3 protein-coding genes are annotated in these 13,760 nt (G+C 72.3%); 2 read left to right on the top strand and 1 reads right to left on the bottom strand.

The genetic code is table 11. The annotated features are described in order from the left end of the window. Positions 1-26 precede the first annotated feature (26 nt). Together ACIRD8_RS25260 and ACIRD8_RS25255 are read left to right on the top strand one after the other, a co-directional pair. Positions 27-10,931 carry an amino acid adenylation domain-containing protein gene (locus ACIRD8_RS25260; RefSeq protein WP_403995718.1) on the top strand — a complete coding sequence of 3,635 codons (10,905 nt, stop codon included), beginning with the start codon at positions 27-29 and terminating at the stop codon, positions 10,929-10,931. Further along, positions 10,918-12,618 (top strand): ABC transporter ATP-binding protein, encoded by a 1,701-nt coding sequence (locus ACIRD8_RS25255; RefSeq protein ID WP_403995943.1) that lies wholly within the window; start codon positions 10,918-10,920, stop codon positions 12,616-12,618. Before ACIRD8_RS25260 ends, ACIRD8_RS25255 begins: the two co-directional genes overlap by 14 nt. A gap of 3 nt (positions 12,619-12,621) precedes the next feature. Here ACIRD8_RS25255 and ACIRD8_RS25250 read toward each other — a convergent pair whose 3' ends face one another. Further along, a complete protein-coding gene (locus ACIRD8_RS25250; RefSeq protein WP_403995715.1) occupies positions 12,622-13,710 on the bottom strand; it encodes an alpha/beta hydrolase-fold protein in 1,089 nt (362 codons plus the stop codon). Positions 13,711-13,760: the final 50 nt, after the last annotated feature.

Genomic DNA, 13,760 nt, shown 5'->3' with positions numbered 1-13,760 from the left:
TACGCTGGAAGGACGACGAGTCTCCGATGACGGAACCCACAGCACGCCCCGTGCTGCTCTCCCCTGCGAGCCTGGACGACGTACGCAGGCGGACCGGTGACTACTCGGACAGGACCATCGCCGAGGCCTGCGCCATCGGCCTGTCGTACTGGGCGACGGGCCGCAGCCCCGACGGCATCGATCTCACCCCGGGCACCCTCTTCGCCGACGTACTCCGGTGGGTCGACAACGGCGGTTCCGCACCCGCCGGCTGGGAGGTCGGCGCCGACGGCCGGAGCATCCACGCCCCGGCCGGCGTCGCCCACGCCGACGCGCAGCTCGCGCTGGACGACCTGGCCGACTTCCCGGACCGGACCGTCGGGACCATCGCCCCGGTCGGCGCGGAGGCGAGAATCAAGGCCCTGACCGAGTGGAACGACACCACCGCCGACCGGGTCCGCCCGACCGTCGTCGAGATGTTCCGCGAGCAGGCACGGACCAGGCCGGACGCCGTCGCGATCGTCGACGAGCACCGGTCGCTGACGTACCGTGAGGCCGCCGAACTCTCCGGCCAGCTGGCCCACCACCTGATCGAACGCGGGCTCACCGCCGAGCAGGTCGTCGGCATCTCGCTGCCCCGCTCGGCCGACATGGTGATCGGGCTGCTCGGCGTGCTCCAGGCCGGGTGCGCCTTCGTGCCGCTCGACCCGCAGTGGCCGGCCGAGCGCCGGGCCGTCGTCATCGAGGACGCCCGGGTCGTGCTCCAGCTCGACGCGGGGGGCGAGCACCGGGAGGGCGAACCGCCGGCGGTGGCGGTCGGTCTCGGAGCCTGGCGCTTCGGTTCGTACCCCGCCGAGGGACCCGAGGTCTCCGTCCCCGGAGCCGCACTGGCGTACGTCATCTTCACGTCCGGATCCACCGGCCGTCCCAAGGGCGCCATGATCCGGCACGATGCGATCAGCGAGCGGCTCCTGTGGCAGTCCGGGGAGATCCTGAACTTCGGCCACGACGACGCGTCACTCTTCAAGGCACCGCTGTCCTTCGACATCTCCATCAACGAGATCTTCCTGCCCCTGGTGCGCGGCGGCAGGCTCGTGGTCCTGCGGCCCGGTGGTGAACGCGACCCCCACCATCTGCTGAGCGTGCTCTCCGAACAGCGCGTCACCTTCACGTACCTGGTGTCGTCCATGCTCGACGTGCTGCTGGAGATGGAGGGCGGCTCCGGGCGGCTGGACAGCCTCCGGCATGTGTGGTGCGGCGGCGAGGTACTCACCCCGGAGCTGTACGAGCGCTTCCGCACCCGGCTCGGCATCCCCATGTACCACGGCTACGGCCCCGCCGAGACGACGATCGGCGTCTCGCACGTCATCTACCGCGGCGCGGCCGAGCGCCTGTCGACATCCATCGGCAAGGCCAACCCCAACACCCAGCTCTACGTCCTCGACGACGAGCTGCGCCCGGTCCCGGTCGGGGTCGGCGGGGAGCTGTACGCCGGAGGGCTCCTGCTGGGACGCGGATACGTCAACGCGCCCGGCCTGACCGCGTCCCGTTTCGTCGCCAACCCCTTCGCGTCCGACGGGTCCCGGCTGTACCGCACCGGTGACCTCGCGCGGTTCGCCCCGGACGGGTCGCTGGACTTCCTCGGCCGTGCCGACAACCAGATCAAGATCCGCGGCATGCGGCTGGAGATCGAGGACGTCGAGCTGGGGCTCGCGGAACACCCCTCCGTACGCCACACCTGCGTCGTCGCGAAGAAGAACACGGCGGGCGGCACCTACCTGGTCGGTTACGTCATCCCGGCCGCCGGCAGCGAGGAGTTGCGCGGCGACGAGGTCAAGACGTGGGCCGAAGAGCACATGGTGGAGTACATGGTGCCCACCCATGTCGTCGTCCTGGAGGAGTTCCCGCTCACCGCGAACGGCAAGGTCGACCGGGCCGCTCTGCCGGAGCCCGTGATCGGGACCGGAGTGATCGTGGCGCCCGCCACCGAGAACGAACGCCTGGTGTGCGAGGCGGTCGCTTCGGTGCTGCGGCTCGACGAGGTCGGCGTCGACCAGGACTTCTTCCGGCTCGGCGGAGACAGCATCCTGGCGATCTCGCTCCTGAGCGCACTGCGCGCCGCGGGTCTCTACGTCACGGCGCAGCAGATCTTCACCCACAGCGTCGTGGGTGCGCTGGCCGCGGTCGTGAGCCGGGAGGACGTCTCCACCGCCGAACACCACGACGAGGCCACCGGACCCGTCGTCGGATCGCCCATCGTGCAGTGGCTCGGCGGGACGACGGACGCGATCGACGGCTTCGTGCAGTCCGTCGTGCTCAACACCCCGGCGGACCTCACCGCCGACGCCCTCGACACGGTCCTCACCGCCGTGGTGCGGCGGCACGACATGCTGCGCGCCCGGCTGGTGCGCGGCGAGCGCTGGAGCTTCGACATCCTGGAGGCGGACGGAGCCGTCGTGGCCTGGGAGGAGAGCGGCCTGCCGCTCGACGCCTGCGTGGCGCTCGCCACCGAGGGGCTCGACCCGGACCACGGCGTGATGCTGCGCGCCGTCTGGCGCCGTGAGGCACGGCAGCTGGCCGTGGTCGTCCACCATGTGGTCGTCGACGGCGTGTCCTGGCGGATCCTGATGGAGGACCTGGCCACCGCCTGGCAGCGGTTCACATCCGGCCTGCCGGTCGAACTGCCCCCGGTGGGAACCTCGTTCCGGCGCTGGACACAGCTGCTGGAGAGTGCCGCGTTCACCTCGGACCGTGCCTTCCACGAGCGTCCTCTGCCGGGAGCGGACGGACCGCTGGGCAGGCGCCCGCTGACCGGAGCCGACACCGTCGCCCGGGAACGGAGCCGTACCGTCTCGGTGGGCCCCGACGCCACGGCCGCGCTGCTGGGGGAGATACCCGCGAGGTTCCACGCGGGCGTCAACGACGTACTGCTGACCGCGCTCGCCGTCGCCCTCGCCCGGTGGCGCCGCGACCTCGGCCAGGACCAGACGTTCGCGCACATCGAGCTCGAAGGACACGGCCGCGAAGGGCGGTTCGTGGCGGAGACCGCCGGCTTCGAACCGGAACTGTCGCGGACCGTCGGCTGGTTCACCACTCTGTTCCCCGTGGTCGTGGACCCCGGCGCGGCGGCCGATCCCACCACCCCCGCGTATCTGGCCGCCGCGCTCAAGGCGGTCAAGGACGACCTCGCGCGGGTGCCGGGCAACGGCCTCCCCTACGGTGTCCTGCGGTATCTGACCGGCCCCGGGCTCGATGCGCAGGCCGCCCCCCAGGTGCTGTTCAACTACCTGGGCCGCTTCGACTCCGGCACCTCCGGTGACTGGCAGTTCGCCGGATCCACGGGGCAGTTGGGCGAGAAGCGCGACCCGAGGATGCGCCTGCCGCGCGCCCTGGAGTTCAACGCGGTCGCCGAACCCGCTTCGCACGGCGAGTACGAGCTGGTCACCACACTCTCCTGGCCCGACGGGATGTTCACCGACGAGGACACCGCCACCATCGGCGCGTACCTGCGGGAGGCCCTGACCGGGCTGGCCGCACTCGACGAGGGAGGCCACTCTCCCGGCGACTTCGCCCTGGTGCCGCTCACCCAGGCCGACGTAGACGCCCTGGACGGTCCGGCGCTGCGGGACATCCTCCCCCTGACCCCGTTGCAGGAAGGCCTCTACTTCCACTCGGTCTTCGACGACGACTCGGCGGGCAGCTACGTCGAGCAGCAACTGCTCACGCTGGAGGGCGAGGTGGACGCCCGCCGGGTGGCGGCGGCGGCGACCCGGCTGCTCACCCTGTACCCGAACCTGGCCGCCCGGTTCGTGGCCCTCGCCGACGGCCGGGTGGTCTCCGTACTGGAGAGCGGGGTGGAGGCGCCCTTCGCCACGCTGGACCGCCCCGGCATCAGCGACGCCGAGATCCGCGACCTCGCCGAACGGGACCGCCGCACGGGATTCGACCTGGCCACCGGCCCGCTGATGCGATACACGCTGATCCGCGCGGGCTCCGGCAGGAACGTCCTGGTGCAGACCGTCCACCACATCATCGCCGACGGCTGGTCGGTACCTCCGATGCTCCGCGCCCTGCTGGCCGAGTACCACGCGCCGGGCGCCCGCTATCCGCTCGGCGGCTTCCCCGACTACGTACGCCGGCTCGCCGCGTTCGACGACGAGGAGAGCGACCGGGTCTGGCGCGAACAGCTCCAGGGTCTGCCCGGCCCCTCCCTGGTCGCCGAAGGGCACACCCCCTCCGACCGGTTCGCCGACATCGCCGTGGAGTCCGAGGACGACATCGACGCCGCCGTACGGTCGGCGGGCGTGCCCCTGAGCGTGGCGGTGCACAGCGCCTGGGCCGTGACACTGGGCGGCATCCTGCGGGGCAGCGACGTGGTCTTCGGTTCCACGGTGTCCGGCCGCGACGCGGAGGTGCCCGGCATCGAGGACATGGTGGGTCTGTTCATCAACACGATCCCCCTGCGCGCCCGTTGGGACGGTGACACGGCAGCCCGCGACCTGCTCACCTCGGTGCGGGAACACCAGAGCGCGGTGCTGGCACACCAGCATGTCTCCCTGGCCAGGATCGGCCGCCGGACCGGCGGCGCCCTGTTCGACACCCTGGTGGTCTTCGACGTCGCGACCGATGTGGCTGCCCTGCGGCAGCCCGGTGACGAACTGGCCGTCACCGGCATCGTCAACGAGGGAGCCCCCCACTACCCGCTGACCCTGGTCGTGGAGCGGACCCCCGCCGGCACCCCCCGCTTCAACCTGATCTACGACAGGGAACTGCTGCGCGAGGCGAGCGTCCGGGCGATCCTCGGCACGTTCACCCGTACCCTCACCGGCCTGCTCACCCGGCCCGACGCCCTCGTCGGCGACCTGGCGCCCGACGACGCCAGGCACCCCGCATGCATCGCCCCGACGACCCTGGGCGGGCTGTTCGACGCCGCCGCGGACCGGCACCCGGAGGCCACCGCCGTCACCCACTGCGCACTGGACGGCGGAACCAGGTCCCTGACGTACGCCGAACTGGCCGGCGCGAAGGACGCGCTGGCCTCGGCCCTGCGCGCGGCCGGGGTCGGGCCCGGCAGGCGAGTCGCCGTCGCCGTACCGCGTTCCCCGGAACAGATCGTCGCCCTGGTCGCGATCGTCACCGCGGGCGGCGCGTACGTACCCCTGGACCTGGCCTACCCGGACGAACGGCTGGAGTACATCCTCGCCGACGCCGCTCCGCAGGTCGTCCTCGTCGACCGTGAACAGCGGGACCGCTTCACCGGACTGCTGAGCCGTGGGACGGGCGTGCCGCCCCGCCTGCTCGTGCTGGGGGAGGAGCTACCGCAGGAGGACGGCCCCGCGCCCGCCGCTGCCCCGCCCGGATGGCACGACCCCGCGTACGTGATCTACACATCCGGATCGACCGGCAGGCCCAAGGGTGTCGTCGTCCCGCACTCCAGCGTGGTGACACTGCTCGGGAACACCCGGGCCGACATGGACTTCGGCCCGCAGGACGTGTGGGTCCAGTTCCACTCCTACTCCTTCGACTTCGCCGTCTGGGAGCTGTGGGGCGCGCTGGCGCATGGCGGCGAACTCCTCGTACCGGAGTACGCGTTGACCCGCTCCCCGGTGGACTTCCACCGGCTGGTCCGCGAGCGCGGAGTGACCGTGCTCAACCAGACCCCCTCCGCCTTCTACCGGTTCGTCGAAGCCGACCTGCACGCGGCCGGGCCACTTCCCGCGCTGCGCCGGATCATCTTCGGGGGAGAGGCGCTGGACCCCGCACGCCTGCGCGGCTGGGTGGAGCGGCACGGCACCCGCTCACCCGAGCTGGTCAACATGTACGGCATCACCGAGACCACCGTCCACGTCACCCACCGGGTGCTCACCGACGAGGACTTCGACGGCGACGTCAGCCCGATCGGCGGCCCGATCCCCGGGCTGGCCACCTATCTGCTCGACGACCGGCTCAGGCACGTGCCGCCGGGCAGGGTGGGCGCCATCTACGTCGCCGGCGACCAGGTGTCGCTCGGCTACCTGGGCAGGCCGGGGCTCACGGCGGGCCGGTTCGTGGCGAACCCGTTCGCGGGCGACGGCTCCCGCATGTACCACACGGGCGACCTCGCCCGCCGGACGCTCGACGGTGAGCTGGAGTTCGCGGGGCGCGCCGACGACCAGGTGCAGCTCAAGGGGTTCCGTATCGAGCTCGGCGAGGTGGAGTCCGCCGTCAGGGAACTCGACGGCGTGACCGATGTGGCCGTCACCGTGGCCGACAGCGGCGACCATCTGGTCGCGCACGTGGTGGGCCGGGCACCGGAGGACCTCGCCGGCCTCCTGTCCGCGAAGCTGCCCGTGCACATGGTGCCGGGCCAGGTGCTCCGCACCGACGCCCTGCCGCTGACGGTCAACGGCAAGCTGGACCGCAAGGCCCTGACCGAGCGCGCCGCCCAGGCCTCCGCCCAGGCCGTTCCTCAGGCCACCGCGAGTGGGCCCGTGCTCGCCACCCTGGTCGAGATCTTCGCCGGGACGCTGCCCGGCTCCCCGGCCGTCGGCGGCGACACCGACTTCTTCATGGCCGGGGGCGACAGCATCGTCGCCATCACCCTGATCAACCGGGCCCGGGCGCTCGGCCTGTCGATCGCGCCACGGGACGTGTTCCTGTTCAGGACCCCGCGCGCGCTCGCCGAGCACCTCGGATCGCGTAGGCCCCAGGCAGTCGCACCGGCGCCCGCCCTCCGCGAGGACGGTCCGCTGACACCCACGCCGGTCATCCTGCGCCAGCGGGAACTGGGCGGCTCGCTCGCCCGGTTCGCCCAGGCCAGGACGCTGGCGGTGGCCGAAGACAGCACGTTCGCGGACGTCGAGGCCGCCGCGAACGCGGTCGTCGCAGCACATCCGGTGCTCCGCCTCCGGCTCCAGGTGGAGCACGGGGTGTGGTCGCTGCGCACCGAGCCCGCCCGCGCGGTCACCGTGGTGCGGACGGACACCGCCGACGCGACGGCGGCGGCGAACGAGGCCGCCGGGCGGCTCGACCCCGGGTCCGGCGAGGTCATCGCGTTCTCGTGGCTGGAGCCGAGCCGCACGCTGGTGGTCACCGTCCACCACCTCGCCGTCGACGCCGTGTCCTGGCTGGTCCTCCTGGACGACCTGGCCACCGTCATGAGCGGGGCCGAGCTCCCCCCGCCGACCACGTCCTACGCCGAGTACGCCGAAGCCCTGACCTCGCGGTCCGCCCAGGTCACCGACGGCCTCGGCCACTGGATCAGCACGCTCGGGGCGCCCGCGCTGCTGCCCGCGATCGAGGGACTCCGCGAGACCACCGTCGTGCTCGCGCCCGAAGTGAGCGACCGGCTGACCCGCACCGCGCCCGCCGCGCTCGGCATCGGCCTGACCGAGCTGCTGTGCGGCGCGCTCCGGACCGCGCTGACCCACGTACAGCCGTCACCCACCGATCTCGCCGTCGAGCTGGAACGGCACGGCCGGGTACCGGCCCTGGACCACCACGACTACACCCGTACGGTTGGCTGGTTCACCTCCATCGCACCCGTGCGGCTCTCCGCCCACACCGACCCCGTGGCAGCGGCACGCGAGGTCGCCGAACGCCAGCCCGACGAGAGCGGGCACGTCGCCTACGGCAGGCTCCGGTACCTCGACCCGCAGACGGCGCCCCTGCTGACGGCCCGCCCCCAGGTGCTGTTCAACTACCTCGGCCGGGGGAGCGAGTCCCAGGCCCTGCACATCACCGGACAGGACCAGGGCAGCCCGTACGCCGTCGAGGTCAACGCCTGGACCGACGAGGCCACCGGAAGCCTGCACGCCGCGTTCACCCTCGCCGACGGTGTTCCCGACGAGGTGACCGGGCACTGGCTCGACGCGCTGGAACGCCTCGCGGACGCCTCCGCCGCGGCCGAGCGCACCGCACCGGTCACCCCGCTCCAACGGGGCCTGTTCTTCCAGGCCCAGATGGCCGGGCCGGCCGGACACTACGTCGCACAGAGCTACTTCGGCTTCGACCGGCGCCTGGACACCGACGCGCTGTCCGAGGCCATGGCGTACGTCCTGGCACGGCACCCCGCCGTGGGCGCCGGCTTCACCACCGACCAGGACGGAAGCCCGGTCCAGGTCCTCTCGGCGGGCCGGCGGGTCGACGTCCGTACGGTCGAACTGCTGACGGACGCGGAGGCCGACACCCTGCGCGCCCGTGACCGCGACACGGGGTTCGACCTGGACGATCCGCCGTTGATCCGGATGACCGTCCTGCGTCTGCCCGACGGACGCGACGGCCTGCTGCTCAGCTACCACCTGCTGCTGTGGGACGGCTGGTCCCGCGAGATCCTGCTCCGGGACCTGTTCGACGCCTACGAGGCGGTCCTGGCGGGGGAGACCCCGGCCGCGGTCCCCGCCACACCGAGCTTCGAGGAGTACGCCCGGGCCCTCGGCCTGAGAGACTCCGCGGTGTCGGAGCGCTTCTGGGCGGAGCACCTCGCGGGCCTCACGGGCCCGACGTTCCTCGCCGGCCCGCAGCCGTCCCTCACCGACGGTCTGCCACGCGCACTCGTCCACACCCTGTCGCCCGAGCAGTCGGACCTCCTCCGGGAGACCGCCAAGGCGCACGGCGTCACACTGAACACGGTGCTCACCGGTGCCTTCGGCCTCCTGCTGGGCGCACACACCGGCCGCAGCGACGCGGTCTTCGGCGTGACCGTCTCCGGCCGGGAGGGCGACGGGCTGTCCGGCATCGTCGGCGTCCTCCTCAACACCGTCCCCATGTGGACGCGGGCCCGGCCCCACGACACGGCCCAGGAGTACCTCGCGGCCGTCCAGGCGGCCAGGGTCGAGGCCATGGAGCACGAGCACCTGGGGCTCGGCGAGATCCAGCGGGCCAGTGGGCACGAGGGGCTCTTCGACAACCTGTTCGTGCTCCAGAACTTCCTGGACATGGACGCGTTCGCCGCGATGAACGCCAGGCACGGCATCGCGGAGGTGAAGGCCGACGACTCGACGCACTATCCGTTCACCTGGGTCGTCACCCCCGGTGACCGTCTCACGGTCAAGCTGGAGTACCGCGACGACGACACCGGCAAGGCCCGCCGCCTCGTCGACGACTACCTGAGCGTGCTCGACCGGCTGGCCCGGTCGACCGGACCGCTCGGGGCGCTGCGCGGCCTCGGCCCGGAACCCGAGCCCGTCGAGCGCACCGACGTCGGCACGGACACCGTCGTCGACCGGTTCGACCTGGCTGCCGGCCAGGACCCGCAGCGGATCGCCCTCGTCGCCCAGGGCGCGACCATGACCTTCGCCCGACTCCGCGACCGGAGCCGTGCGGTGGCCGGTGTGCTCGTCGGACGCGGTATCGGCCCGGAGACGACCGTCGGTCTCGCGATCCCGCGCTCCCTCGACTCGATCGTGGCCCTGTTCGCCGTACTGCGGACCGGTGCCGCCTACGTGCCGCTGGAGCTGGACCACCCGGACGAGCGCATCGCCACGATCATCGACGCCGCACGCCCGGACGTGATCCTCACCGTGAGCGCCGTGTCACCACGGCTCACCGGCGAGCTGATCGAACTCGACCGTCCCCTGCCCGACGCGGAGCCGTTCACGACGTTCGCCCCGGACGCCCCGGACCGCCTGCGCCACCCCGCGTACACGATCTACACCTCCGGGTCGACCGGGAAGCCCAAGGGCGTGGTGACCGAGTACGCCGGGCTCACCAACATGCTGATCAACCATCAGCGCCGCATCTTCGAACCGGTCCTCGCGGAACACGGCCACCGGACCTTCCGGATCGCGCACACCGTGTCGTTCGCGTTCGACATGTCCTGGGAAGAGCTGCTGTGGCTCGCCGACGGCCACGAGGTGCACGTCTGCGACGAGGAACTGCGCCGCGACGCACCGCGGCTGGTCGAGTACTGCGCCGAACACGGCATCGACGTCGTCAACGTGACCCCGACGTATGCGCAGCAGCTGGTCGCCGAGGGCCTGCTCGACGACCCCGGACGGCGCCCCGCGCTCGTGCTGCTGGGCGGGGAGGCCGTCACCCCGACGCTGTGGCAGCGGCTCGCGGAGACCGAGGGGACGGCCGGGTACAACCTGTACGGACCCACCGAGTACACGATCAACACCCTCGGCGTCGGCACCTTCGAATGCCAGGACCCGGTGGTGGGCGTGGCGATCGACAACACCGGCGTGTACGTGCTGGACCCGTGGCTGCGGCCGGTGCCGGACGGAGTACCCGGTGAGCTGTACGTCTCGGGCATCGGCATCGCGCGCGGCTATCTCGGGCAGAGCGCCCAGACCGCGGACCGGTTCGTCGCGTGCCCGTTCGACGGACCGGGCGAGCGCATGTACCGCACCGGGGACCTGGTGGTCCGGCGGCCCGACGGGAACCTGATGTACCTCGGCCGCACCGACCAGCAGGTGAAGATCCGGGGCCACCGGGTCGAACTCGGCGAGGTCGAGGCCGCGTTCGCTGCGCACCCGGCGGTGAAGTTCGCCGCCGCGGTCGCCCAGCCCGACCCACAGGTCGACGGTGCCCACAGGCTGGCCGCCTACCTGGTGCTGAGCGGCTCCGGCCTGGCGGAGGTCGCCGCCGAGGTGGGTGCCGGACTGCCGGACTTCCTGCGCCCCACGCACTACGCCCAGGTCGACGCCATCCCGCTGACAGTCAACGGGAAGGCCGACACCAAGGCGCTCCCGGAGGCCAGGCCGCTCGGCGTGCTGACCACGGGAGCCGAGCGCGCCCCGGAGACGGAGACCGAGACGACGGTCTGCGAGTTCTTCGCCGAGGCGCTGGACCTCGACGACGACGAGGTGAGCGCGGTCAGCGACTTCGTCTCCCTCGGCGGCCATTCCATGCTGGCGGTGCGCCTCGTCGGGCTGCTCCGCCGGGAGTACGGTCCTGTGGTCACGATCCGTGATCTGCTCACCCTTCGAACCCCGGAAGCGATAGCGCGCCACCTTGATGACAACACCTGACGTGCAGCGGCCCCGCCCCGGCGCCGGCATCCTCCGGACCGCCCTGCGCCGCAACGCCGGCGCGGTGGTCCGGGGCACCGTCCTCATGGGCCTCTACCAGGCGGGTGAGACCGCCTTCCCCATCGCGCTCGGCCTGATCGTCGAACACACGATGCGGGACCGGAGCCTCGGCTCGCTCGGCCTGTCCATCGCCGCGCTGGCCGTGATCATCACGACCGTCTCGCTGTCGTGGCGGTTCGGGATGCGTGTCCTGCAGAAGGCCAACACCACCGAGGCACACCACTGGCGGGTGCGGGTCGCGGCCTGCGGACTCCAGCCGGTGCCCCGGGACGTCGGCCTGAAGTCCGGCGAGGTGCTGACCATCGCCACCGAGGACGCCGACCAGACCGCGGACATCGTCGAGGTGGTGCCCCTGCTGGTCAGTTCGCTGGTCGCGGTGGTGGTCGCGTCGGTCGCGCTGGGCCTGGCCGACCTCCGGCTCGGTCTCCTGGTGGTCGTCGGGACCGTCGCGATCCTGTCCGTGCTGAGCGTGATGTCCAGAAGGATCGGCGCCAGCACCCGCGAACAGCAGGCCCGGGTGGCGAGGGCGGGTGCCAAGGTCGCCGACCTGATCACCGGCCTGCGCCCGCTGCACGGCTTCGGCGGCAACCAGGCGGCGTTCCTCTCCTACCGCAAGGTCAGCACGGAGGCGAGGCGCCAGGCCATCACCGTCGCCAAGGTGAACGGCGTGTACGCGGGCGTCGCGCTGGCACTCAACGCGGTCCTCGCCGCGGCCGTGACCCTCACGGCGGGCTGGCTGGCCTACGGGGGCCGCATCACCATCGGGGAGCTCGTCATGGCCGTGGGGCTGGCGCAGTTCATCATGGAACCGCTCAAGATGTTCTCGGAGATGCCCAAGTACGTGATGATGGCGCGCGCCTCGGCCGAACGGATGGCCCTGGTGCTGGCCGCGCCGCCGGTGACGGCCCCGGGGCAGGACACTCCCGCCGCCGGCGGAGACCTGGAGATCGACGGCGTACGGTACGGGTCCCTGCAGGAGCTCACGTTCCGGGTGCGTGCCGGGGAGTTCGTGGCGATCGCCCCCTACCAGCCGCGCGCGGCGGCCGATCTCGCCTCGGTCCTGGCGGCGAACGTCCCGCCCCAGGCGTACGGGGGAGTGGTGCGGGTCAGCGGGCGGGAGATCGCGGAGCTGTCGATCGAGGCACTGCGTGAGCACATGCTGGTGAACCCGTACGACGGCGAGATCTTCGCGGGCAGCCTCCGTACGAACATCGACCCGTCCGGCACCAGCCGCATGGTCCCCGAGGCCGTGGAGGCCTCGCTCCTGACCGATGTCGTCGCCCTGCACCGGGAAGGGCTCGACCACGGGGTACGTGACCGCGGCGCGAACCTCTCCGGGGGGCAGCGCCAGCGTCTGTCGCTGGCCCGCGCCCTCGCCGCCGACTCCGACGTCCTGGTGCTGCACGACCCGACGACCGCGGTCGACGCGGTCACCGAACAGCTGATCGCGCGTAACATCGCGAAACTGCGCAAGGGCCGCACCACCGTCGTGATCACCAGCAGCCCCGCCCTGCTGGACGCCGCCGACCGAGTCCTCGTCGTGGACGACGGCGTCGTCACGGCCGACGACACGCACCGCCGTCTCCTCGCCTCCGACGAGGACTACTGCCGGGCCGTGGCGCGATGACCGCTACCGGGCGAGCGCCCAGGCGACGTCCCTGAGCAGGGCGTGCCGCCAGCCCGCCCGGTCATGGCCCGCCGCCGACCGTGAGACGCGCACGGTCGCCCCGGCCCGCTCGGTCAGCTTCTCGGCGAGCTCGCAGTGGGGGAGCATCCGCGCCTCGTGTTCCCCCACGTCGAACGCGACCCGCAGCCCGGACAGGTCGGGACGCTCCCGCAGCCGTACGGCGACGGCCCCGCCGACCGGCCCGTCCACGAGGTCCGTCCGGTCCATGGCTCCGGGGGCCCACCAGAACGACGGGGACTGGCAGGCGACACGGGACACCAGAGCGGGGAACTCCAGTGCCGCGTACATCGCGCTCAGCCCGCCGAGGCTCTGCCCGGCGACCACCAGCCGGTCCCAGTCGGCGGTTACGCCGGACTCCGCGACCAGCGCGGGCAGTTCGTCCCGTACCGCCTCCCACAGCTCAGGCCTGCAGGCGAACTCGGCCGGCCGGTCCTTGGACGGCAGGAAGACGAGGGTGACAGCGGGCATCTCGCCGGCTGCGAACGCCGCGTCGAACGCGGTCACGGCCGGGTGGAGATACAGCCAGTCGTCGCCGTCGAGCAGCAGGACCACCGGCCCGCCGCCGCCCACCGGATGGACCCGTACGGTGCGCCGCCCGCCGAGCCGCCCGCCGGCCCAGCGGAACCTGGTGTCCGGGAGGGGCAGCACGTCGTCTGCACCGACGGCCGGCCAGTGCGGTTGGTGCGGGGCGTCCGGGGTCGCGACGATGGACCGGTCAAGACCCGCGCCGACCGGGTTGAACGGGTCGGCGTACGCCACCTCGTCCGCGAGGAACCGGTAGGTCACCCGCAGCCGTTCAGGCATGCGGACCTCGGCGTACCAGCAGTCGGTGCCGCCCCACCGGCTCAGCGGCACGGGCTTCGACCAGCTCTCGAAGTCGATGGTCGCGGGCGACCCGCGCCACAGGAACAACGTCACCCAGCCGCCGTCGTCGGCGGGCACCGAGGAGGGTGCCCGCGCCGCCGCCCAGAACACGTCGGTACCGGGCGCGCCGGGCAGCCCGAACGCGGCGAAGGGCGTGGATTCACTCATGGCCGGCTCGCCGGGCAGCTGCTGAGGGCCCTTGAGGACACGAACGCCTC

The sequence above is a fragment of the Streptomyces sp. NPDC102451 genome (assembly GCF_044765485.1).
Lineage (GTDB): Bacteria > Actinomycetota > Actinomycetes > Streptomycetales > Streptomycetaceae > Streptomyces.
This window is presented reverse-complemented; position numbering and strand designations above follow the sequence as displayed.

Bases quoted from the DNA above. Each gene is read 5' to 3' on its own strand.
- ACIRD8_RS25255 (WP_403995943.1), top strand. From the start codon at position 10,918: ATGACAACACCTGACGTGCAGCGGCCCCGCCCCGGCGCCGGCATCCTC.
- ACIRD8_RS25250 (WP_403995715.1), bottom strand. From the start codon at position 13,710: ATGAGTGAATCCACGCCCTTCGCCGCGTTCGGGCTGCCCGGCGCGCCC.
- ACIRD8_RS25260 (WP_403995718.1), top strand. From the start codon at position 27: ATGACGGAACCCACAGCACGCCCCGTGCTGCTCTCCCCTGCGAGCCTG.